The sequence below is a fragment of the Kitasatospora sp. NPDC058478 genome (assembly GCF_042720345.1).
In the GTDB taxonomy this organism is placed as follows: Bacteria; Actinomycetota; Actinomycetes; order Streptomycetales; family Streptomycetaceae; genus Kitasatospora.
This window is the reverse complement of record NZ_JBHXML010000108.1, coordinates 1-23,126: the sequence shown is the minus strand read 5'-3', so window position 1 is coordinate 23,126 and position 23,126 is coordinate 1. Positions and strand designations below refer to the sequence as shown.

The following is a 23,126-nucleotide window of genomic DNA, read 5'->3' as shown; positions in this document are numbered from 1 at the left end:
GGGGACCCTGTGGGAGAGTAGGACGCCGCCGAACAATCATTCACAGAGAACCCCCATCCGGGAAACCGGATGGGGGTTCTCTGCATTTCCGGGGCACACGACGGCCATCACCGTGCCCCGCGCCGGCCTGTCAGATGGTGTCCTTGACCTTGATCTGGCCGCTGTCGATGACGAAGTTCTGGTTGCCGAAGCCGGGGCTCTGACACTGCCAGATCTTGACCCGGTCACCGTTGTTGCGGGAACCGCCCACGTCCAGGCACATCTCTCGGCCGGTTCCGATGGTGTCCTTGACCTTGATCTGGCCGCTGTCGATGACGAAGTTCTGGTTGCCGAAGCCGGGGCTCTGGCACTGCCAGATCTTGACGTGGTCGCCGTTGTTGCGGGAACCGCCCACGTCCAGGCACATGGTGTTGGTGGCCACGCGGGGCGCGGCGACGGCAGCCGTGGGCGCCGTCAGGGCGATCAGGCCGGCGGCGGCCAGGGCAGCGAGCGCGGTGGTGGAACGGGACATGATGTACCTCCGCAGGTGCGCCGACGGGTGTCGGCTCTCGGTGGGGTGGTCGGACCTGGGCAGGCCTGCCGGAAGGTGTAGCCGGCAGGTCCTGCCTGGTATGGGCAAGGTTCGCAGCGGTCAGTTGCGACACGCCCGGGTACGAACCACAGTCATTCCATAGGGCGACATATGGTTTGAAACCCGGTCACCACTTGGGCAGAGACCGGAGCGCGGCGGCTGAGCGATCCTTTATGGGTGCCGTGGCTGCGACGGCCGTAACGGAACGTCAGGCCTTCGGCCTGCTCGGTGAAGGTCCAGCGCGGGCGCGCAGGGGTCGAAGCCAGGGCGCGGCGGGGGTGGTGTGCGCCGTGCCGGGGCGTGGCTACGCCGCTTCGGGCCGGCGGGTGTCCAGCCAGGCGCGGTAGCGGCCCAGGGCCTCGCGCTGCTGGAGCTGTTCGACGAGCAGGGCCACGGCCGGGCGGGTGCCGGGGGCGGGAGCCCGGCCGGAGGCGAGCGCCTTGTCGGACCAAGTCACCGGGCGCAGGGCGCGGTTGGCCGGTGAGCCGCCCCAGGCATCGGTGCGGGTGTTCACCAGCGGGGAGAGGAACTGGGAGAGCAGCCACCTGACCGGGCCCAACGGCGCGGCGCCGGCTCAGGAGAGTTCCAGGGCCTGTCCGATCGGGAGACAGTTCAGCTGGCTCAACCCGCCCGGCCGCCGTACTACTCGAACACGAATCGGAACGTCTGGCCCTTGTGTCCGTAACCCGGGCTGCCGAAGTCGGCCGTCACGTTGCGGTGGTCGCCCTTGCCGTCGTAGACGAAGACGACCGCCTCCTTGCTTTCGTCGGTGTACATGGTGTTCCAGATCTGGAACTTGGCCTGGCCATCGCTGAAGTTCTTGAGCTTGGCCCAGTCGCCCTGGTTGATGGTGCAGTTGTTGAACACGACTGGGCCGAGGAACTTCACGCCGCCAGTGACGCCGGACGTCGTCATCTTCTGCACGTTGTTGTCCCTGTACCAGACGTCGAGGTCCCCGTTGGCCGTCAGGAGTCCGCCGACGGTGAGGGCGTCGGCGATGGTGACGCTGTTTCCGGTGAGGACCTCGGTGTCGCTGTTGATGCTGAGCTTCACGCTGGAGGGGCCTCGCAGGTCCCGGATCCGGACGATGGCGTCGGCGCCGATGGCGTTGAGGTTGCCGTCGACGGTGAGGTCGCTGGTGACATGGGCGCCGTACAGGGTCACGGGCTTGGTGCGGTCGCCGCCGTACACGGTCCCCGCGGCGTGGATCTCACCGCCGACCTCCAGCGTCTGCGCGCAGTGCAGGCCCTGGACGTTGCTCTGCCCGGACACCTGGACGTCCCCGTTCACCGTCAGGGTGCCGAGTGTGAGGTCGGGCTTGTCCACGGTGACGTTGGTGTGCAGGTAGTGGGTGACGGTGTGGCCGTCGGTGGTGAGGCTGGCCCGCAGGTGGAAGGTGGCGTCGCGGGTGAGTGTCGGGGAGGTCCAGGTGCGGGTGTTGGTGACGTCGTAGGACTTGTTCTCGTGGAGCATGGTGTAGGCGGCGCCGTGGGAGGCGGTCCAGGTCAGGGTGACGGTGTTGCCGTTGGTCACGGTGGTGTGGCCGTCGTCGAGGAACGCGGGTGTCAGGTCGCTGAACTGGAAGCCCGGGAAGCACTTGCCGAGTTGGAACTCGGCCGTTCCCTTGGAGGTGTCGCCCTCGTCGTCCTGGGTCCTCTCCAGGATGTCGAGGGTGGTGACGCCGATCTCGCCGTTGACGGCGATGTTGGTGAGCTCGAACAGCACGGCCTTGTCGGTGACTTCGACGTAGCCCTGGTCGCCGGTGGGCACGGCGAGGAAGGTGCCGTCGTCCTCGCGGGCGAAGGTCCAGTCGGCGCCCGGGGTCACCGTGGCGTGGATCTGGTCCAGGTGTTCCGTGAGGGCGCCGGCGCCGGTGCCTGCGACGAGGGTGAACTTGACGGAGACGACGCGGACCGGGTCGGGGCCGGGGTTGGCGGCGGTGACGGAGATCGCGGCCGGGGTGGGCGTGGTGCCCGCCGGGGTGATCTCCAGGGGTGAAGGGGAGGTGGTGACGAGGTAGTTCAGGGCGGTGGAGGCGCTGGCTCCGGCGCGGACGAACACTGCTGCTCCTGGGTCGGTGGTGCGTGGGTCTGTGGTCCGTGGATCGGTGGTGCGTGGGTCGGTGGTCACTGCTCGTCGGCGACCGCGCCGCGCAGGCGCAGTCGGCCGGTGCGGGCGCTGAGGGGGGCGGTCGGGGTCGGGATGTGGCCGGGGGTGCCTGCGGGTGCCAGCGGGCTGTCCTGCCAGCCGGTGGTGGTGGGTTCGGCCCAGCTCCAGTCGCCGTGGCGGGCCGGGGGGCGGGGCAGGACCCAGCCGGTGGCGGGGCTGCCGTCGGCGCCGGTGACGCCTTGCGGGGTGGTCATGACCGGGCCGAGGCGGAAGGAGACCTCCGTCCGGGAGAGCGCGGGGCTGACGAACTCGGCGGGGACGGTGAAGACGGAGACCGGCAGGATGTCGCTGACCGCGTGGACGGCGCCCCGGGGGTCGGCGAGCAGGGTGAGGTACTGCGGGGTGCCGGCGGTGGTGAGCGGGAACCCGGTGCCGATGCCGGCCAGGTAGGACGGGGCGTCCGACGGCAGGTGGACGGTGTGCAGGGTGGTGTAGTCGTCGCCGCTGGTGTAGCCGATCAGGCCGTCGGCGAGGTTCTCCAGCGCGCCGAGCCGCACGCCCCACCGGTAGTCCAGGGAGGCCGGCCGGGGCGCGGTGCTGTTCGGGTCCAGGACGTACTGCCACTGTTCCCAGCTGGGGTCCATGACCGGCGGTCCGTCGAGTTCGAGGGCCAGCCGGGTGCGGAGCAGGGCCAGGGGCCGCCCGGCGAGCACGGTCATGGTGGTGTCGTCCCAGCCGCCGAGCGGGTTGACGGTGTAGAGGGTCTCGTCGACGGCCTTCAGGGTGGCGGCCAGGGCCGACGGGCCGGCGTCGCGCAGGCCGGTCAGGAAGGAGGCCAGGTGCGGGAGTTCGGGGGCGAGGCTGTCCAGGGTGGGGTAGCTGGAGCCCGGTGCCGGGTCCCAGACGACCTGCTGCCGGCCGCCGTCGGTGTAGACCGTCCGGCACTGGCCGAGCGCGCCGCCGTCGGGGTCGAAGGCGGCGAGGGCGGCGTCCAGGTGGTTGGGCAGCAGCCAGCCGCAGACGGGGTTGACGCCCGCGTGCAGGTCGAGCACCTGGCTGTCGTCGGTGGCGCTGACGGCGTCGAAGCGGAGCCGGGCTCCTTGCAGGAGGCGGGGGCGCAGTTCGGCGTAGCGGTAGGGGAACTCCGGCAGGATCGTCGCGCCGTTGTCCGGGCGCACGCTCTCGGCCAGCACCAGGTGCTTCTTGTCGTTGTCGGTGGAGCTGCCGCTGCCCTGCGGGTTGATCGGGTCGGTGACCTGGCCGAACTGGTCGACGACCGCGATCCGGTTGAAGTAGAACTGGCCGGCGCGCAGGTGCGGGAAGTCCGAGGCGGGCCACTTGCCGCTGCGGGAGGGCAGGGCGCCGGGGACGGGGGTGCTCTGGTATTGGGAGCCGATCAGGGTGGCCAGGCCCTTGGCGTCGTCGGGGTGGGCGGCGAGGGCCGGGTCGCGCAGGGTGATGCGCGGGGTGAGTCCGTCGAGGGCCTGGCTGAGCAGGTCCCAGCCGGCCACCTGGTCGGCGAGTTGCTGGAGCTCGTCCTGGGGCGCGTCGGGGTGGGTGGCGCGGTACTGCTTGATCTGGGCGGCGAGGTTGAAGGTGGCGTGCGGGGTGAGGTAGATCCGCCCCGTGTAGGACTGGTAGACGGGCGGGTCGGCCGGGCCGGTCTTCGTCCAGTGGTAGCGGGTGCCGTCGAACTGCCAGCAGTCGCCGTCGGAGGTGTCGTGCGGGATGGGGTAGTAGGACAGCTCGTAGAGCAGGTAGAGCGGCTTCCAGGGCTGGCGCCAGCTGCTGGTGCCGAGGGCGGGGAGGGTGCCGGTGACCCGCTGGTCGGGGTGGGCCACGGCGTCGGCGAGGGTGCCGGCGGCCTGGGCCTGGTCGAGCAGCCAGAACTCGCCGAGCAGGGTGGCGAGGGTGGCGGCCTCGGGCAGGTGGGTCAGGGCCGGCCCGGGCACGGTGGCCGGGGCGGGGGCGGGGCCGCTGCCCAGGTCGATGCGGGTGAGCAGTTGGTCCGGGGTGCGGCAGGGCAGTGCGGCGGTGAGGTCGGCCGGGGTCGGTGTCTTGATCCCGTTCAGCAGCACCACCGGGTCCTGCGCGTGGTGGAACTCGCCCAGCGGGGAGCGCTTGAGCGTGCAGGTCGCGGGGTCGGCGCCGTGTGCGGTCAGGTAGGCCTGGGCGGCGGTGGCGAGGTCCTCGTCGGTGGCGCCCCAGGGGATCGGCTGCTGGTGCCCGGAGCGGGGGTCGCGGCGGGCGGCGATGTCGGCGGCCAGTGCCGTGACCCGGGCGGCGAGGCTGTCCTGCTCGCTGGGCTTCAGGGTGGCGGGCAGCGTGTCGGTGTAGGCGTCGGGGACGTCGTCGAGGCGGTTGAGCCACCAGGCGCCGTACAACTTCCACTGGGTGTCGGCCAGTTGGCGCACCTGGGCGTCGTGGGCGGCCTGGTCGGTGTTGAGCCGGGCGCAGAGTTCGGCGCCGGCGGTGCCGTCCACCAGGTCCCAGGTGTAGCCGCCGTGGGTGGAGCCGAACCAGGCGCGGTGGATGGACTGGTCGACGGACTCGGTGCCCGCGTCGTCCAGGCCGTCGAGCAGGCCGTGCGCCAGCGCCTCCAGCCGGGCGGCGTCGTCGGCGTCGGTGCCCTTGGCCACCAGCAGGGCGGTGAGCGCGTCGACGGAGCTGTTGCCCACGGCGACGTCCACGTCCACGCCCTGGGGGCGGTCCGAGGCGGGCACGCTGCCGGTCTTGTCCCAGCTCAGGCCCAGCACCTGGCCGGTGTAGAGGGTGCGGTCGGTGGGCGGGGTGTCGGCGGTGGGGTCGGCGGCCAGGGCCCAGCCGAGGGCGGCCAGGCTGGTCGCCTCGTGCAGCGGGTCGGCGCCGGGTGCGGAGTACCAGCCGGTGACCAGGTAGCCGAGGGTGTCCTGGTCCGCGACGCCCGCGAGGTCGTCGTGCAGGGAGAGCACGTTCTCGTTGAACGGCTGGAAGGCGGAGAAGGTGAGCAGGCCTGGGCCGGCGGCGGTGACGTACGGGTCCTGGGTGCCGCTCTCGCCCGGCCAGTCGGCGGCGGCGGTGCGCCGTCCGATGTGGACGCTCTTGGCGGTGCCGGGGCGCAGGTAGGGGGTGGTGCCGGTGGCGGTGTCGCCGTCGGCGGGCAGCCAGTCGCTCTCGATCACCCAGGAGTCGGCGGTGCGGGCGGTGGCCGGGCCGCTGTAGCGGACGACCAACCATCGGTTGGGCACCAGCGGGAAGGTGGTGTCGCCGGTGTCCGGGTCGTGCGCGCCGTTGCGCAGGGCCTGGGGCAGCTGCCACTGGAGGTAGACGCCGCCCGCGGCGGTGTCGGTGTCCCAGTGCGCGGCCAGGTTGTTGTCGAAGGGCTCGCCCTCGGGCGGGAGGTTCTGCGCCAGCAGGTTGAAGTTGGCCTGCCAGCGGATGAACGGCACGCTGAAGCGGACTTCGTCGTTGACCGCCAGGGCGTCGACCTGGACCGGGACGATCAGCGGTCCCTTGTCGTCGTTCGGCATGGTGCTCGCTTTCGTCAGGATCGCTGGAAGGTCATCGCTGGAAGGTCATCTGCTGGGCTGCCTTGACCATCTGGATCGCCCAGCCGGCCGCGCTGAGGCCGCCTGCCTGGGCGTGGTCGCCGAGGGCGGCGGTGATGGCGTCGCCGATCCGGGTGACGTCCAGCACCCGGGTGTCCGGGTCGAGGTAGCCGCTGACCTGCGGCAGCTGGACGCCCGGCAGCGTGGTGCCGATGTCGTCGCCCTTGAGGTTGCGCAGGTGCAGGACGTCGCCGTCCTGGATGCCGAAGTGCAGGCCCTGGGGCGGCTCCGCCACCACGAGCCGGTCCACGATGCCGTCGGCCAGCACCAGCAGCACGTCCTCGCCCACCGTGTCGGCGCGCAGCACCGTCAGTTCGTCCTCGCCGGCGTACAGGTGCATGCGCAGGGCGGGCCAGCCGGGCACCAGGCAGGAGCGGACCAGGAAGCCCGAGAGGCGGGCGGGCAGGTCGGTGAGGGCGTCGTGCAGCAGCGTGCTGAGGTCGCTGTCCAGGCTGCCGGAGATGCCGATGCTCAGCGCCCCGTCGATGAGCGCCGTCTGCCAGGCCCGGTCGACGTAGCAGAAGCGCAGGCTCTCGTTGGGCAGCAGCTCCTGGCGGGGCACGAGCTGTTCCAGGGGCACCGGGTGGAGCAGGGCGAGGCGGTCCAGCCAGTCCAGCACCGGGTTCGCGGCGTCGCCGGTCGCCGCCCGCAGTGCCTCGCGTGCCTCGGGCCGGGCCAGTTGGCCGCGCAGCCACGGCGCGGCGGCCTGGAGGGGCGGGGCCGGTCGCGCCTGGGCCAGCCGCCGGCCGGCGGCGGCCTGGTCCAGCGGGCTCGCCAGCGCGCTGGTGAGGGTGTGGGCGAGGCCGCCCAGGGCGCTCGCCTCGAACGCCTGCCGGGCCGGGCGGGCGCCGATCGCCGCGGCCGCGCCCAGGCGCTCGGTCGCGGCCCGGGTGCCGGCGAGGCTGCCGCTGCCGGTCCGGGCGCGCGCGGCGAGCATCCGGCCGGCGCCGGCCCGGGCCACCGTGCGCCAGGCCATCAGCGCGGGCGGGAACTGCGGGTCCGCGAGCGCGAGGGAGCGGCCCAGGGTCCACGCGGCGGCGTAGCTGACGTCGAAGAGGCCGTGCTCCTCCAGGTACACCAGCCGGGCGTCCGCGTTCGCGCTGTGCTCCACGGTCTGCGGGAGCGGCTGGGTGGGCAGCGGGGTGAGCGGGCCCCGGTACCAGGCGTAGCTCTGCTCGCCCGAGTCGAGCTGGTGGGCCAGCGGGGTGTAGCCCTGGGTGAGCCGGTCGCCGGCCTCGCCGGTGGCGCCGTTCGGCGGCAGCCGCAGCCCCAGCGCGGCGGCGTCCTGGCTGCCGGGTGCGGCCAGGTTCTCGACGAGGGTGCCGAAGTGCGCCCCGGAGTCCGGCAGGGAGCGGAACGACCAGGACCGCAGCGAGACCAGGCGCAGCGGCGCGCTCGCCACCGTGCTGCCGTCGAGGTACGCGGCGAAGCCCTCCAGGGAGACCAGGTGGGCCGTGTACTGGCCGCCGGTGGTGGTGGGGAAGCGGTTGCCCACGACCACCGCGTGCAGCCCCTCGTAGGACGGGCCGTCGCGCAGCGTGTGCCACCAGCGGGGCGGGGTGGCGCGGTGGACGCCGCGCAGCGAGCGGGCCCGGGTGCGGTCGCCGCGTGAGCGCGCCCCGCTGGGCTCGTCCTCGCCGCGCCGCAGGTGGACGAGCCGGCCCAGCTCCCCGGTCCGAGGGGCGATCGCGGCGAACAGCTGCGGGGGGACGTCGATCGTCCGGCACTCGGTGGCCTGGTCCGGCTGTTCGACGTCGGTCAGCGCGGGGGCGATGGCCTCGGTGGCGGGGGTGTTCAGCAGGTCGGCGACGGTCGTCGTCTCGGTGCGGCCGGTGGCGGACGGGTCGCCCGGCAACTCGCCCTCGGCGAAGAGGAGCACCGCCAGCCAGGGCACGGTCGGCTGCCCGGGGGTGGGCGGCGCCCCCGTGAGGGTGCGCTCCCAGGGCAGTGGCGGGGTGTCCAGGGTGATGTGCGGCAGCAGCTGGTCGAAGGTGCCGGTGGCGCCGTCGGTGGGGTACACCCCGTGCACCGCGCCGTCGGGCAGCGCGAACCGCGCGGCCTGCACCTCAAGGGTGCGCACCACCGGGGTGGCGAAGTAGTCGCCGGTGTCCAGGCCGTCGATGGCGTGCCCGGTGGTGATCTGGTAGGTCCCCGCCTCCAGGGCCGGTACGAGGCTGTCGTGGAACTCCAGGCCGCTGGCGGTTCCGGAATCTTGACTGAGCATCAGGTGGTCACTTTCCGGTCGGGACGAGAAGCGGCTCGGCGGCCAGGTCGCCGCGGGCGAGGTCGGCGTAGCCGCTCAGCGGGCCGGCGGGGTCGAGCAGGTACCCGAGCCCGCCGAGCTGGGCGCGCAGGGCCTCGCGCTTCGTGGCGGTCGAGGGGGCGGCGATGCCGCTGTCGGCGGCGGTGATGGTGGCCACGGTCTGCGTGCTCGTCTGTGCCACGGGGCCGACGGCGGCCGCTCCCGCGTCCAGGGGCAGGGCGCCCTGGGGCAGCAGCGGGTCGAGGTCCAGGACGCCGGGGGCGACCGTCAGCTGTCCGCCGAAGGCCGGTGCCGGGACGGTGACCGTCAGGCCGGTCAGCCGGCCGGGCAGCAGCCCGGTGCCGTTCAGCGAGCTCTCGCCCGGGCCCCACAGCGACTGCGGCACGTTGGAGCGCACCGGCTCGGCGCTCCAGCCGGAGTGGTCGACCTGCTGGCCGTCCTTGGTGATCGTGACGCTGTGGGTGGACGTCAGGTCGCCCTGCTGCATCGGGCGGATGTGCAGCGGGTCCTCGTCCGGTGTCACGGCGGCGCCGCCGAAGAGCACCTTGCTGGCCGGCACCGCCGAGGAGGTGACGAAGCTGAACCCGTGGGTGGAGGCGTACCAGGGGCCGGCGTCCGTTGCGTCGTCGCCCACCCGGGCGAGGGACGAGGGCGCGGTGGGCTTCCAGGACAGCCCGGCGACCGGATTGGCCTGCACAGCCTGCTGTTTGGGCGGCAGCTGGGACTGGAAGTCGGTCCAGGGGACGGGCGGCAGGTGGTCCGGGCGGCTCTTGCCGAAGCCGATGTGGAAGCTGATGAACCACAGGTGGACGGTGGCGTTGCCGCCGATGGGCGGGCCCCACAGTTCCACGTCCACCCCGAGTTCCAGGCTGATCGTGATGTGGACGAACCAGACGTGGAGGGAGAACCGCACCCCGATGCTGACGCCCATGGCGACGTCGAAGAAGAACGGCGACCACTGGATCAGCGCGTCCAGGTGCGCGGTGAACCAGGCCCGCAGCGGACCGGTGTCGAAGACCAGCGCCAGCGCACCGCCCAGCATCGCCGCGTGCGGGGTGATGGCCGCGTACGCCTGAGCGGTCAGGGTGAGGGTGTTGCTGATCGACCACTTGATCCCCAGCCGGGGTACGGCGGGGTAGTGGCCGGGCTTGACGAACGCCGGGTGGTAGCCGCCGACGGAGACCACGAAGTCCCCGGCGTGCGGGCTCGGAGGCACCCAGACGCAGAGCGCGAGGCCGCCGGTGGGCTTGCAGTTCTTGTCCAGGATGTAGGACTTGTCGGTCAGTTGGGCCGTCAGGGAGAGCAGGCCCTCGCTCTGCCGGTACAGCGCCTCGGCCGCGATCTGGATCCGTGCCACCTTCGGATCCTTGCCCGCCTTCTGCTCGGCCGCCGTCAGCTTGGGGAAGTCGAACTCCCCGAGCCCCAGCAGCGCGATCACCAGGGACTCGCCGAACTCGACCAGTGCCATGGAGCGGAAGTCGGCCAGCTCGAACATCGTCCAGTGCAGGCCCGCCGCGACCCAGATCTCGCCGTCCTTGGGCGCGACCCAGGGCTTGAGCCCGCCGGTCAGCGTGTCCAGCACCTTCATCGGGGTCGAGTCGGCGCCGCCGGTCAGGTTGAGCAGGGGGAAGGTGTCCACCTCGGTCAGCGCCGGGACGCGGACCTCGCTGTGGTAGCCGAAGCCCAGGGAGACGTCCTTGACCCGGAAGGGCGGCGGGCCGAAGCCGGCCTCCGGGTTGGTGCCGGTGCCGAGTTGGCCGAAGAGGAAGAGCGAGAGCGTGCCGTCCGCCTTGCGGGCGTAGGAGCCTGCGATCCCGACGCTGATCACGGGCGCCGTCAGCATGCCGTCGCCGTCGTACCGCACCGGCCAGTCCGGAGTCGGGTTCGTGCGCAGCGCGCCGCCCAGCGCGATCGGGTCCGCCTTCGCGCTGATGCCCAGGCCCTTGAGCACGGGGGTTGCCTTGCCGGGGTCGGCCAGCGGAATGCTGACCCCGAAGCCGCTCGCCTCGAACGTCAGCGCGCGGGCGTTGATGCTGAAGTCCGCGGAGACCTGGATCGCGCCCTTGGCGTAGCCGAGGTTGAGCTTGCCCAGCCGGAACGGGCCGCTGGACTCCGCCTTCGCCGGCTGGTCGGCCTTGCCGCTGGGCCCCTTGTCCTGCGGCAGGGCGGCCCAGGTGCGCGAGGCCTCGCCGAGCCGGACCTTCACGGCCTCCCGGGGCGTGCCGCCGAGGTCGTAGGCCAGGGACGCCGTGACCCCGCTGTCCAGCGGGCCGGCCGGGAGCTCGGGCGCGTTGCCTGCGGGGAAGTCGGCCTTGACCGCCTTGAGGGCCTTGTTGAGGTCCGCCACCTCGGTGTCGTCCAGCCCCTCCGTGATGAACAGCAGGGCCACGTGCTGCATCACCAGGTCGTCGGCCGGCGGCACCAGCGCCTTGATGATCGGCAGCCCGGACAGCGACAGCTTGACGGCCGCCTGCACCACGCCGAGGTAGCGCCTGCCCGCGTCGCCGCGGTCCTGGATCAGCAGCGCCCAGGCCACGCTGGAGGCCGGGGCTCCGCCGCTCAGGGCGGCGCTCCCGGACAGCACCAGGGTCTTCGTGTCCTGGACGTAGCGGAGCCAGACGTCGGTGAGGTGGAAGCCCAGGTCCGCGGGCAGGGCGCAGCCGAAGGACTGCGTGACGTCCGGCAGCTCGCCGCCGCCGGCGCCGTCCGGCACCAACGGGCCGGCGCCGTCGACCGGCAGGCGGTAGGCGGCGCCGTTGAGCGTGCAGCCCAGGACGGCGCCGACGTCGCCGCCGCGCAGGACGAACCTGGGCTGGGTGAAGCCGAACTTGGACAGGTAGGTGAAGTCCTCGGTCGCTGCCGCCGTGGTGAAGGTCCACAGGCTCAGGGTGAACACGATGTCGAAGCCGACGAGTTGCTTGCCGTCGGCGTCGGCCGTGAAGGCCACCGTGACCGGCAGGCCGGCCGCTGCCCCCAGCGCGGCGGTGCCGTGGACCGTCAGGGCGTCGCTGTCGGCGGTCGCCTTGCCGACCTTCAGCGAATCGCCGAGGTGGCGCGAGACCAGATCGGCCGCCCCGAGTTCCTCGCCGGTGATCTCGAACGTTTTGCCCTGGCTGCTTGCCAGCCGCTGCCGTAGTTCGTCGATGCCCAGTGTCATCAGCCGGTCGGCCTCCCGCCCTGGTTGTGTTCCATCCGGTCCCGGCCCCCCGGCCTGCCCGACCGGTCGGGCGTCCCCGTCATCGGCCCATTCCGGTTCGGGACATGACAATTGAGCCCCCCTGGATCAACCAGGGCGACAACGGCCGTGCGCACCAGGGGCCTTGACTCGCCAGGACCGGTGAGTGCACGTCCGACACGGGACTGTCGCAGCGTATCCGAGGCGTGCGCGGATAGTGACGGAACGATCCGATCTTGGCCGATATGCATCGCCTACGGCCGAGTTCGACAGGTGCCGTAGACCGCGCAGAGAGAGCCGAACCGTCGGCATCTTCCCGTCTCATGGCGATAGCGATAGACCGGAGCCATCCCACGTCTGCAAGGAAGGCGACACCGATGACCCTGATCGAGAGCCCCGTCGTGACCATCGAGTCCGGCAGCGTCCGAGGCACCGTCGAGGACGGCGTCGCCGCCTTCCGCGGCATCCCCTACGCTGCCTCGCCCGTGGGCGAGCGGCGCTTCGCCGCCCCCGTGCCGCACCCCGCCTGGCCGGGCGTCCGGAACGCCGACCGCCCGGGCCCGTCCGTCCCGCAGGGCCCCTCCCGGCTCGAAGCGGTCATGGGGCCGCGCACCCCCGACTGGGACGAGGACGGCTGCCTCACGCTGAACGTGTGGACCCCTCGTCCACCTGCGGACGGGTCCGCCCCGGACGCCCTGCCCGTCCTGGTGTGGTTCCACGGCGGCGGGTTCACCAGCGGGTCCGGCGGCTGGGACTGGTACGACGGCCGGCACCTGGCCGCCGCCGGCCGGGCCGTCGTCGTCACCGCCAACTACCGACTCGGCCCGCTCGGCTACCTCTACCTGCCGGACCTCGGCATCGAGAACCTCGGCGCCCAGGACCAGGCCGCCGTCCTCGCCTGGGTGCGGCGCAACATCGCGGCCTTCGGCGGCGACCCCGGCAGCCTCACCGTCGGCGGCCAGTCCGCCGGGGCGTTCTCCGCCCTCTACCTCGCCGTCTCCCCGACCACCGGCCCGCTCGTCAACCAGGTCATCACCCAGAGCGGTCCCTTCGGGCTCGCCCCGCAGGACCCCGAGGAGGCGAGCGACCACGCCCGGCGCTTCCTCGGCATCCTCGGCCTCCTCGGCCCGGACGGCACCCGGGACCGGGGTGCCGCGCTGCGCGCCGTCCCGGCCGACCGGCTCCTGGCCGCCTACCAGCAGCTCTCCCGCGACGCCGCCCGCCCGGGCAGCGTCGCCCCGCCCATGTACCCCGTCCTCGGCGCCTCCGGGATCCCCTCGACGTGGCAGCAGGCGGTGGTCGACGGACGCCTCGACGGCAAAGGCCTGCTGACCGGCACCACCAGGAACGAGATGACCTCCTTCTTCGCCTTCGACCCCCGCATCCGGGAGATCACCGCCGACCGGGCCCGCTCGATCGCGGCCGGCCAGGCCGACCGCGGCGACGAACGGTACGACCGCATCGCGGCCCGGCAGCCGAACGCGACCCCGGCCGACATCCTCACCGAGTTCGAGACCGGGCTCGTCTTCCGTGACGACACCCTCGCCATCGCCGACCGCCACGCCGCGGCCGGAAACCCGACCTACGTCTACCGGTTCGACCGCGCCCCGGTACCCGACCCCGCAGGCCTGGGCGCCGCGCACTGCGTCGAACTCCCCTTCTTCTTCGACACCTTCGACGCCTACCCCGACAGCCCCATGCTCGGCGAGGCCACCGCCGCCGTCCGCTCGCTCGGCGACACCTTCTCCCGCGCGATCGCCGCCTTCGTCGCCACCGGCCGCCCCGCCGCGGACCAGTGGCACCCCTACGAACCCGCCGATCCGGCGACTGTCCGGTGCTTCGGCTGACACCGGCCGCGCCCGTCCCGAGGGCGGGGAACAGCCGCAGGCCGCAGGCTCTACCGCCCGGGCCCGGTCCAGGGTCTCCCTGTCCCGGCCGACCCCCGGCCGGACGGGCAGGTCAGGCCAGGAAGTGGTCGTGCCGGCCGTAGAGTTCGGCCCATTCCGCGTCGCTCATCGGGCGTTTTCGGGCCGCGATCTCCGCGATCTCCTCGAAGAACGATTCACGTGGCACGCCGGGCACGAAGAGCATCAGCATCGAGGTCGGCTCGTTGGACTCGTTGCGGAAGCCGTGCACGGCGCCCTCCGGCACGTGCAGGAAGTCACCCGCCTCGGCGTCGATCCACCGTTCGCCGTCGTACAGGCGCATGATCCCGGACAGGACGAAGAACGACTCGGACATGGTCCGGTGGAAATGTGGAGCGGGGCCTGTCGGCCGGGGCCCCATGTCCAGTCGGTACAGGCCGAACGTCTTGTTGGCGGAGGGCGTGTCGACCAGGTAGTGGACTCTTGTGCCCCCCGCGCCGATCAACACGTCCGGCGCGGCGGCGCCGAACCGGAGATTTGCCGCATTCTCGCCCGATTCGCCCCAGTAGTGAGCCATTGGGTAGGACATGGCGGATTTCCCTTTCGAGACATTCGCGTGATTGGTCGGTGATCCGGTCCGTCGCCCCGGCGACGCATACGACGTGTGCCCGGCCGGCTGCCGACGGTGCCGGACAGGGCGGCGGCGTTCGGCCCGAGGGCGCCGAGCACGTCCGAAGCGCCCTGCGGGGCGGGGCCTGGCGGCTCCACCGGCTCTTCGCGCCCCGAGATCACCCAGGCGTCCGCAGGCCCCGGCGGCCCGATGAGGGCCATGGGTCCACGGTGCGCCGAGGCGGCCGTCGGCGCACCCGCAGCGGCCTGGCGGGGGACTGCCACAGCCGGGCGGGCCCCCGGCCTGCTGCCGAGGGCCCGCTCGGCGATCCCGCACCTCGCGGCTCGCTGCTACTGTGGGTCCAGATTCAACGGAATGCGCGAAAAATCGCTCCTGAATGGTGTTTCTGAGCGGCGCCCTCGCGGTGTTTGTTCCCTTCGCGGAACCCCAGTGCTTCCTTCGTGACCACAACGAAGGCAGAAGACTGTGCACCAGCACCGTGTCATCATCGCCGGCGCCGGACTCGGCGGCCTCACCCTCGCCCACGGGCTGCGCGCCCGCGGCTTCGACGTCGCCGTGTACGAGCGGGACCCGCACCCGGACGCGAGGCCGCAGGGCTACCGCGTCCAGCTCGACGAACCCGGGCTCGCGGGCCTGGAACACTGCCTGCCGGAGCACCTCTTCCGGCTGGGCCTGGCGACCGCGGCCTCGCCGCCCGCCCGGGTCTCCGTCCGCGACCGCCACCTGGGCACGCTCGCGGACCGGCCCACCGCGCCGGACCCCGACCCCGCCGACGGCACGGCCCGCCCGTACCGCCCGTACCGCTCGTACGCGTTCAACCGGCCGACGCTGCGCCAGATCCTGCTCTCCGGCCTGGCGGACACCGTGCGCTACGGCGCGGAACTGCTGAGCTGGGAGAGGGAGCAGGACGGAGCGGTCACCGCGCGGTTCGCCGACGGCCGCAGTGCGAGTGCCGACCTCCTGGTCGGCGCCGACGGGGTCGGATCGGCAGTACGCCGGCAGCTGCTGCCGCACGCCCGGGTCGAGGACGCCGGACTGCGCCTGATCTACGGCAGGATCCCGCTGGACGCGCCGGATGCGCCGGATACCGGGGTTGGAGAGGCCGGAGGGGCGGAGGCGGCCGCGCTGCCGCCATGGGTGTTCGACAGCATCTTCACCGTGGTGACCGGTGGGCAGGGAAGTCCGCACGTCGGGTTCGGGCCCGTGCGGTTCGCCCGCCCTCCCGGCGCCGCCGGCCCGGCACACACACCGCCCGTCCCCCTCACCCCCGTCGGCGACTACGTCGCCTGCCTGGTGGGAGCGCCGGCGGACCACCCCGCCATGCCCTCGTTCGAGGCGCTGCGCGGTCTCGACGGCCCCGCGCTGCGCGAGCTGGCCGGACGCCTGGTGGGCGACGACTGGCACCCCGACGTGCACCGCCTCCTGGACCGTTGGGAGACCGACTCGCTGTTCCCGCTGCGCATCTCCACGGCGAGCCCCGTACCGCCGTGGGAGCCGGGCCCCGTCACCCTGCTCGGGGACGCGATCCACGCCATGAGCCCGGTGCTGGCGATGGGCGCGAACACCGCGATCCGCGACGCCGCCGAGCTGACGCGGGCCCTGGCCGGGGCCGCGGCCTCCGGCGCGCCGCTGGTGGACGGCGTACGCGCCTACGAGCTCCGGATGCGGGAGTACGCCTTCTCCGTCGTGGCCGCCTCCCGGCGAACCGGCCGACAGCGGGTCGGACAGAGGTAGCCGTTCGGGGCGGGGGCGGGTCCTGGATGGCGGTCCACCCGTGATGGATCGTCAGGAACGGGCTGCCGAGCCGGTCACCCGGGTGGTCGCCGGGGCAGGTCGAGGCGGACGAGGTGCCGGTCGGTGCCGCCGTCGGGCCGGTGCACGGTGCGGTAGGCGTACGGGACGGTGCTGGCAGGGAAGGTGACGATGCCTTCCTCCACGACGGGCCGCTGGTCGGCGATGGCCCGCAGCCGGGCATCGGTGTCGGCCGGCAGCTGCGGCTCGGGCGGGCGGCGGTGGCGGCCGGCCATCCTCAGGCCGACGGTTGCGACGGGGCCGGGCGGCCCGACCGGCCGGTTTCGCTCTGGCCGGTTTCGCTGCGCCCGGGCTGGTTCACGAGGTCCTCCGCGCGGACTGGTCGGCCCCGTCGGCCAGCAGCGGCAGGTAGTGCTGAAGGTACGGCGGGACCTTGAGGTCGAGGACCTCGGCCAGGGGGACCATGCGGACGGCCAGGCCCTCGTCGCCGAGCCGGAGGTCCTCCTCCGGGCCGTCCCAGGCGGCGTGCAGGACGTGGATGAGCGGGGAGACCAACTCGTGGTGCGGGCCGGGCAGGATCCGGAGCCCCGTGATCTCGATGCCGGCTTCCTCGCGGACCTCGCGCGCCGCGTTCTCCTGCGGGGTCTCGACGCCCTCGCGCCAGCCGCCGATGGGGGTCCAGTAGCCCGGCCAGGCGATGCCCGGCTTGTCGTCGCGGTGGTGCATCAGCAGCCGGCCGTGCCGGTCGGTGACGAGGACCATGATTCCTTCGAACTCGCCCTCCGGGGAGGGGCGTTCCAGGTACAGCGGCGTGCCGCAGCGGTGGGCGCGCAGCACCTGGAGGAGCCGCTGGTAGCGGTCCGGTGGCATCAGGTCGCACCAGTCGTGGGCGGTCTCGAAGCGCCACTCGGTGTGCTCGGCCGGGTCGAGCCGGATGCGGGCCTGCTGCTCCGGGGTCAGGACGCCGCCGTCGAAGACGTATCCGCACACCGGCACCGGGTACTCCGTGCCGGCCTGCTCGTGGACGACCGCGACCAGGCGCCGCCGGGCGATCACCTCGGGGTTCTCCGCGGCGAGGTCGAGGCCGAGTTCCTCCCGGGCCTCGCGCAGCGCCGTGCCGAACGGGGCCTCGCCGTGTTCGACGTTGCCGCCGGGGAGGCTCCACACGGCCGGGTTGATGGTCGAGCGCATCCCGAGGGCGCGGTCGTCCGGGTCGGTGACCAGGAAGCATCCGTAGACCGTGGGCCGCGCGACGGTGGTGAGGTAGCTGCCGACCGGCCGCCAGCCCGGGATCGCCAGGCGGCGGGTGAGCCACCCGATCACCTTGCGCTCTCCGTCGCCGGCCTGCGGCAGCTGGTCGGGACGGGCCCACTGGTGGTCGTCGTGCTCGGCCGACAGCGTGACCGGGGTGCCGTCCGGCACGACGGCGGTGAACACGAACTGCCGTACCCGCCGGCCGTTCCGGTCGGTGAGGTCCAGGCTTCGCGCGTACTCCAGCGGCAGCCCGGCGAGCCCGGTCTGCTCGGCCAGTTCCCGGGCCGCGCCCGCCTCGATCCCCTCGCCGCTCTCCCGGCCGCCGATCCCCTCGCCGTCCTCCCGGCCGCCGCCCGGGTACTCCCACAGGCCGGGGAGGGCGTCGTGCGCGGCCCGGCGGATCAGCAGGATCCGGCCGGAGGCGTCGCGGACCACCACGCCGACGCCGATCCGCTCGATGTCCTCGTGGGCGGCCAGTGCGGTCAGCACCTTGAAGTCGATCACTGCGCGGACTCCTCGTTCCCTCGGGCCGACAGGGCTGCTGAGCGGGGGCGCCGGGACGCTCCTCCTGCCGGCGCGCCGGGGCGGGCCGAATCAGCCTCAGGGAAGCCGAGTTGGGGCGGCCGTGCGGTCGGCAGGGGACAGATGATGGCGCTGTTCGCACGGGGGGTTCAAGCAGGCCACCTCCGGGCGCGCCCGGGGCGAACGGGGAGTTTTCGAGCACCGCGCCGCCGTGTCGGGTACGCCCTCCAGTCGGTCGCGAACGGCGGTCGGCAGGGTGGCGGAGCCCAGCGCACGGGCGGCGAGAGCCTGTTCGAGCACGGTCGTCAGGCGGGCTTCGAGCCTGCTGCTGACGCCCGCGTGGGCGGCGAGGCCGCGCGGGGAGCAGTCGCCGCCGGCTTCACTCGTTCGGCTGGCCGGGCGGTCCAAGAGGTTTCCGCCGGCGGCCCGCCGACGGGTTCCTGGGCGTTCATAGCACGATCTTGTTCATGTTCACATTTTGGCGCTGATCTCGCCGCCGGTGCTGAGCACCATGTACACGCCGTTGGCGACGGCTCCGGCGTCCTGCTGGTTCGCCTCCAGCGTGCCGTTCACCGCGCCGTCGTTGCCGAGGATCTGCGCGCGGTAGTGGAGTTCGCCGATCTTCGTGACCTTGGCCGTCCAGCCGCCCGCGAGCTTGAACGTGCCCGGCCCCTGGTGCCCGCCGCCCATCCAGGAGTGGGCCGTGCCGTCCAGCGAGAGCACGATGAACATGTCGTTGAAGTCGACCCCGGCGTCGGAGTCGTGCGTCTCCAACGTGCCGTACTCCGTACCGTTGTTGACGATCTTCGCGGTGTAGTTCTGGTTGTCGGTCGCGCGGATCTCGGCCGTGCTGCCGTCCACCAGCTTCTGGGTGCGGACCGGGGACGTCCCCTTGGGCGGGGCGGCCGGCGGCGTGGTGGTGGTGTGGCGCGCGGTGGGCGTGGCGGCCGGAGCGGCGGTGCCGGGCGCGGGAGGCGCGGCCGGAGTGCTGGCCGGCGCGGCGGCGTCGGGCGTGGTGGGAGCGCTGGGCGCGGCGGCCGGCGGGGTGGTGCCCTGCGCGCTGGGCGTGGTGGGCGCGGCGGCCGGTGCGGCGGTGCCGGGCGCGGGGGACGGGCTGGAGCAAGCTGTCGCGGTGGACACCAGCAGAGCGGCCGCCAGGGCGGAGCCGGCCAGCGTACGGACGGCGGACGAGCGACGGTTTGTTAAGGTCGACATGCGGTGCTCCTGAGCGAAGTACGGGTGAGGAACAGCTCGTTGCCCGTGGCCTCTCCTGCGGGGGCCAGGAGCAACGTGGCTGCGTACAGGAACGAAGTTAGTGTGAGCAGTCGACGAAACAGACCCTGCTATGTCACCAGACTGCTACGCCCTCCCCGTACCCTCACCTGCACCGCAGGCCGGCGCGCCTCCGGAGCGAAGCGGAAGGGTCGGTTTCGGCCAGTTGTGCTGTTCATGTATACACGCATTCACATCTTCGGAATGCTGACCGCACATGCTGTGTCGGATCTACGACAAGGAGAAGGTCATGCGTCGAATCGCAGCCATCGGCACCGGGGCGGCACTGCTCATGGGAGCGGGGCTGATCGCCGCGCCGTCAGCCTCGGCGATCTCCTACTGCGTCACCAACCAGGGCCAGAACTGGGGCTCCGTCAACTGCCAGACCAGCGCCCCGAAGAACCACTGGCAACTCGTCCTGATCTGCGAGAGCGACAGCGTCAAGGGCATCCGGCAGACGATCAACGGCCGCTGGCACACCGGCGACGGCTCCGACACCCTGTACTGTTCCACGGGCTACAGCGCCGCCCTCACCAACGTCAACAGCGACAACTGACTGATGGGGATGCGTGCCTGAGCGGTTTCCCGGGCGATCAGCGATCGCGGGCCGGCGCGTCGCGCAGTCCCTCCTCGAAGGCCGAGTACGGGTACTGGTCGGTGCCGAATCCGGGCATTTCGAGCTTCTTGAGCTGCCCGCCGACGACGTGGGACACCAGCGGCACGGGCAGGGCGTCCGGCCAGAGGCCGGTCCGCTTGCCCTCGGAGAGGACGCGGCGGAACGCGCCGGTGGATCCCCGCAGGCTGCGGCCGTTCGCCTTCAACTCCTCTGCGGCACACTCGCCGTCGCCTTCGACGACCTGAAGCAGGATCTGCTGCGCCCGGGGCGGCAGGCGGTCGTAGTACGAGCGGGCCCGCTCCGGTGTCCAGCGGTCGTCGGGCAGCGCGGTCACGACGGCGTCCGGCATGGTGGCGAAGGCGAGCAGCTTCTCCAGCGCCTCGGGGGTCGGATTCTCCACGGTGATCGTGATCCTCATGGTGCAACACCCTTGCAGCCCCGGATCCTGAACACAAATAACCGCAGTAGATGTGTTGCAGACAAGAAGGTCCCTCCGATTTGTCGAAGGGACCTTCAGTGCGGTTGTGGGGCTGCTCCGCGATGCTTCACGCGCGTCGAGCGCAGGGCTGCTCCGCGACGTTTCACGCGCGTCGAGCAGGGCCGGTGACCTCCCAGGCCGCCTCGATCATCCGGAAGATCTCGTCCACCGCGGCCTCCGGATCGGCCGCCTCGCGGGCCAGCGTGTAGGCGTCGATCGCGAACCTCGCGATCGCCCGGCAGGCCGTCGTGGTCTGCGGCAGGCCGAGGTCGGTGGCGATGGCCGTTGCCAGCGAGTCCGCGTGGCGCAGCCTCATCGAATCCTCGTACTCCCGCAGGGCAGGTGATTCCTCGATCATGCGCCAGATCGGGGCGGCGGCGTCCGCCGTGCAATGGCGCACCAGGGCGTGGATCTCGCGGCGCAGCGCGGGGATGAGCGGCTCGTGCGGTGCCCGGCCGGTGGCCGCCTGGGTGAGGCGTTGCTCGAAGTCGTCGTCCCGTTCGAACACCAGGGCCTCTTTCGAGGCGAAGTGGGAGAAGAGCGTGGTGACGGCCACGTCGGCCTCGGCGGCCACGTCCCGGATTCCCACCGCGTCGTACCCGCGTTCCAGGAAGAGCCGCAGGGCGGTGTCGGCGATCTTCTGGCGGGTCGCGGCCTTCTTGCGTTCGCGGCGTCCGGGCGGCACGGTCATGCCCTCACGCTAGCAGATACGAAGGTGGAACAGTTCCGAAACACTAACCGTTAGTGCTACGGTCGATCGCATGAAGAACATGAAGAAGGTGAGCTTCGCCGAGTTCGGCGGGCCGGACGTTCTGCAGCTCGTCGACGCCGAGCGGCCCCACCCGGGCCCCGGCCAGATCCGCATCGCCGTACGGGCGGCGGGCGTCAACCCCGTCGACTGGAGGATCCGCGAAGGCCAGTTCCTCCAGGCCCATCCGATCGAGTTGCCCTCCGGCGTCGGGCAGGACGCCTCGGGGGTGGTCGACGAGGTCGGCGAGGGCGTCGACGGGATCGAGGCCGGCGACCACGTGTTCGGCGAGGGCTTGAGCACCTACGCCGAGTTCGCCGTGCTGTCGGCCTGGGCCCGGATGCCCGAAGGGCTGACGTTCGAAGAGGCGGCCGGCTATCCCTCCGTGGTGGAGACCGCGCTGCGCATCATCCGTCAGGTCGGCGTGCGGCCCGGGCAGACGCTGCTGGCCAGCGGCGCGTCCGGGGGAGTCGGCTCGGCAGTGCTGCAGATCGCCCGCGACCGCGGCATCACGGTGATCGGCACGGCCGGCGCCGCGAACCAGGACTACCTGCGCAGCCTGGGTGCCGTCGCCACGACGTACGGCGAGGGCTGGGTCGAGCGGGTGCGGCAACTCGGCCAGGTCGACGCGGCGCTCGACCTGGCCGGTTCGGGCGTGATCCGCGAACTCGTCGAGCTGACCGGGGATCCGCAGAAGGTGGTCTCCATCGCCGATCTCGGGGCGCCGCAGTTCGGCGTCCGGTTCTCCGGCGTGGCCGGGAGCATGCCGGAGGCGCTCGCCGAGGCCGTCGACCTCATCGCGCGGGGCAGGCTCCACATTCCGGTCGAGAAGTCGTACACGCTCGCCGAGGCCGCGGCAGCGCACATCGACAGCCACGCCGGCCACACCCGGGGGCGCCGGGTCGTGCTCGTCTGAGCCGCATTCCGGAAAGACGTACCACCCTTGCACCTTGTTCTCGACCTGTGGAAACAGGCCGAGGTGGTGGGGGTCACGACCCTGGCGTGGCCCCTTCTACCGCCCTGCGGCGCGTGTTTCTCAGGGCATCGTCGTCCGCCCTGCGGCAGCGGGAGCAGTCGCAGGGCGGAGGCGGGCCCGCCGCTGGGGGTTGAGGGCGGTGGGGGTGCGAGATGGTCAGCGGCGGGCGGAAGGCGTAGGGCGCACCGGCGCTACGCAGGGGCCGGCGGAAGGTTCGTGACCGTGCGCGAAGCCTGGTCGCGCGCGCGGAACCCGAAGGAGATGAGGATGACGCTCTCTCCGGCGCTGAGCGGCGTCCGGCCGTGCGGCGTGAGCGCGCCGTCGAATACGGCGCAGTCACCTGCGGCGAGGTCGCATTCGAGTGCCCACCGGGCCGGCGTCTGGGCCGTGGTGCGGGACTGGAGCTATGCGGTCCACTGGCCGCTCCGCTGGCGCGGTGCCGCGTTGTCTGCCGCCGACGCGTCGGCCTGGCCGATCAGCAGCTCGACCCGGTCGAGTGCGGCCTGTGTGGAATCGACCAGCCCGGTGTCCCCCTTGGCGATCCGCAGGCGCAGCGCTTCTTGCAGACGGGCCTGTGCGCCTGCGAGGTCGCCGCGTTCCATGAGGTGCTTTCCGGTGTGCTGGAGCGCGAAGTCAAGGAGCTCCGGGTGCTCGCTCCGCGCGGTGTTCAGCGCGCTGCGGTAGAGCGCGTCCGCACCCTGCACGTCACCGGCGTAGCGGTGCGCGTCGCCGAGGTTGAGCCCGGTGGCGAGGACGGCCCGGGTGTTGCCGATCGCTGCGGCGAGGTCGAGCGACTGCCGGAGGAACGTCCGGGCCTCCTCATGGTGGCCCAGGCACATCTGGCCGATGCCGATCCATCTGGTCAGGACCCGAGTACGAGCGGGGTCTGCCTCCTCGGGCAAGGCCCGCAGTTCCTCGTGGAGTTGGCCGACCGCGGTGGTCAGCTCGTTCCGGTCGGTGGGGACCATCCGCAGGTTGTCGTCGTGAGTGATGAGGTGATCAAGCACTTGACCCTCCGTGGTTCGGTTCCGCTCAGCGTGGCACTACAGCTGGTCGGTCTGGTGGCGCAGGTCGGCCAGCAGCTCCACCCCGTGGGGGGAGAAGTGCTCACGCAGGAGTTCGAGTTCGCGCATGAGGTAGCGGACGGCCGGCAGCCCCTCCTCGTAGGCGCTGTGGAATCTTTGGGCCTTCGGGGTGAAAAGTTCCCCTGACCTGCAATGCCGGTGAGTTAGGGCGTTTCCGCAGGTAGGGGCGGGTGCCAGGCCACTTTGAGGGTGTACTGAACGTGACCGGGAGTGCGTGGCCGG

The 23,126-nt window shown here is 72.3% G+C and carries 17 protein-coding genes; 4 read left to right on the top strand and 13 right to left on the bottom strand.

The genetic code is table 11. The annotated features are described in order from the left end of the window. Positions 1-130: 130 nt before the first annotated feature. The 6 genes from ACFWPT_RS38435 to ACFWPT_RS38410 all read right to left on the bottom strand — a co-directional run bounded on the left by ACFWPT_RS38435 (position 131) and on the right by ACFWPT_RS38410 (position 11,687). Complete coding sequence (locus ACFWPT_RS38435; protein WP_380434275.1) at positions 131-511, bottom strand: ricin-type beta-trefoil lectin domain protein; 381 nt, start codon at positions 509-511, stop codon at positions 131-133. A gap of 364 nt (positions 512-875) precedes the next feature. After that, positions 876-1,130, bottom strand: a complete 255-nt coding sequence (locus tag ACFWPT_RS38430; RefSeq protein WP_380368707.1) for a hypothetical protein — start codon at positions 1,128-1,130, stop codon at positions 876-878. Between the two features lie 83 nt (positions 1,131-1,213). After that, entirely contained in the window at positions 1,214-2,632 is a 1,419-nt protein-coding gene (locus ACFWPT_RS38425) for a hypothetical protein (RefSeq protein WP_380487520.1), read from the bottom strand. A gap of 65 nt (positions 2,633-2,697) precedes the next feature. Further along, entirely contained in the window at positions 2,698-6,189 is a 3,492-nt protein-coding gene (locus ACFWPT_RS38420) for a hypothetical protein (protein ID WP_380487518.1), read from the bottom strand. A 31-nt stretch (positions 6,190-6,220) separates the two neighbouring features. Further along, positions 6,221-8,491 carry a hypothetical protein gene (locus tag ACFWPT_RS38415; RefSeq protein WP_380487515.1) on the bottom strand — a complete coding sequence of 757 codons (2,271 nt, stop codon included), beginning with the start codon at positions 8,489-8,491 and terminating at the stop codon, positions 6,221-6,223. A 7-nt stretch (positions 8,492-8,498) separates the two neighbouring features. Continuing rightward, positions 8,499-11,687 (bottom strand): DUF6603 domain-containing protein, encoded by a 3,189-nt coding sequence (locus ACFWPT_RS38410; protein ID WP_380487513.1) that lies wholly within the window; start codon positions 11,685-11,687, stop codon positions 8,499-8,501. Between the two features lie 395 nt (positions 11,688-12,082). Between ACFWPT_RS38410 and ACFWPT_RS38405 the strand changes: the two genes are divergently transcribed. Beyond that, positions 12,083-13,552, top strand: coding sequence for a carboxylesterase/lipase family protein (locus ACFWPT_RS38405; protein WP_380487511.1), 1,470 nt, complete (start codon positions 12,083-12,085; stop codon positions 13,550-13,552). Between the two features lie 112 nt (positions 13,553-13,664). On the opposite strand, the gene ACFWPT_RS38400 is transcribed toward ACFWPT_RS38405, so the two are convergent. Then, the gene (locus ACFWPT_RS38400; RefSeq protein ID WP_380487509.1) at positions 13,665-14,159 is read right to left on the bottom strand and encodes a cupin domain-containing protein; all 495 of its coding nucleotides are present in this window, start codon (positions 14,157-14,159) and stop codon (positions 13,665-13,667) included. Positions 14,160-14,666: 507 nt separating this feature from the next. Between ACFWPT_RS38400 and ACFWPT_RS38395 the strand changes: the two genes are divergently transcribed. Then, the gene (locus ACFWPT_RS38395; protein ID WP_380487506.1) at positions 14,667-15,935 is read left to right on the top strand and encodes an FAD-dependent oxidoreductase; all 1,269 of its coding nucleotides are present in this window, start codon (positions 14,667-14,669) and stop codon (positions 15,933-15,935) included. Between the two features lie 74 nt (positions 15,936-16,009). Here ACFWPT_RS38395 and ACFWPT_RS38390 read toward each other — a convergent pair whose 3' ends face one another. The 3 genes from ACFWPT_RS38390 to ACFWPT_RS38380 all read right to left on the bottom strand — a co-directional run bounded on the left by ACFWPT_RS38390 (position 16,010) and on the right by ACFWPT_RS38380 (position 18,944). Continuing rightward, positions 16,010-16,228 (bottom strand): hypothetical protein, encoded by a 219-nt coding sequence (locus ACFWPT_RS38390; RefSeq protein WP_380487504.1) that lies wholly within the window; start codon positions 16,226-16,228, stop codon positions 16,010-16,012. An 82-nt stretch (positions 16,229-16,310) separates the two neighbouring features. Next, positions 16,311-17,711, bottom strand: a complete 1,401-nt coding sequence (locus ACFWPT_RS38385; RefSeq protein ID WP_380487502.1) for an NUDIX domain-containing protein — start codon at positions 17,709-17,711, stop codon at positions 16,311-16,313. A 489-nt stretch (positions 17,712-18,200) separates the two neighbouring features. Continuing rightward, positions 18,201-18,944 (bottom strand): hypothetical protein, encoded by a 744-nt coding sequence (locus ACFWPT_RS38380; protein WP_380368685.1) that lies wholly within the window; start codon positions 18,942-18,944, stop codon positions 18,201-18,203. Positions 18,945-19,251: 307 nt separating this feature from the next. On the opposite strand from ACFWPT_RS38380, the gene ACFWPT_RS38375 reads away from it, so the two are divergent. Then, positions 19,252-19,557, top strand: coding sequence for a hypothetical protein (locus tag ACFWPT_RS38375; protein WP_159398696.1), 306 nt, complete (start codon positions 19,252-19,254; stop codon positions 19,555-19,557). A 37-nt stretch (positions 19,558-19,594) separates the two neighbouring features. Here ACFWPT_RS38375 and ACFWPT_RS38370 read toward each other — a convergent pair whose 3' ends face one another. Then, positions 19,595-20,035, bottom strand: coding sequence for a hypothetical protein (locus tag ACFWPT_RS38370; protein ID WP_331744487.1), 441 nt, complete (start codon positions 20,033-20,035; stop codon positions 19,595-19,597). Between the two features lie 163 nt (positions 20,036-20,198). After that, on the bottom strand, positions 20,199-20,786 hold the full coding sequence (locus ACFWPT_RS38365) for a TetR/AcrR family transcriptional regulator (RefSeq protein WP_380368682.1): 588 nt from the start codon (positions 20,784-20,786) through the stop codon (positions 20,199-20,201). A 79-nt stretch (positions 20,787-20,865) separates the two neighbouring features. Here ACFWPT_RS38365 and ACFWPT_RS38360 point away from each other — a divergent pair, with 79 nt between their 5' ends. Then, positions 20,866-21,759 carry an NADP-dependent oxidoreductase gene (locus tag ACFWPT_RS38360; RefSeq protein ID WP_380368734.1) on the top strand — a complete coding sequence of 298 codons (894 nt, stop codon included), beginning with the start codon at positions 20,866-20,868 and terminating at the stop codon, positions 21,757-21,759. 464 nt (positions 21,760-22,223) lie between these two features. Here the strand turns inward: ACFWPT_RS38360 and ACFWPT_RS38355 are convergent, their stop codons facing one another. Next, positions 22,224-22,826 (bottom strand): tetratricopeptide repeat protein, encoded by a 603-nt coding sequence (locus ACFWPT_RS38355; RefSeq protein WP_380487500.1) that lies wholly within the window; start codon positions 22,824-22,826, stop codon positions 22,224-22,226. Positions 22,827-23,126 lie beyond the last annotated feature (300 nt).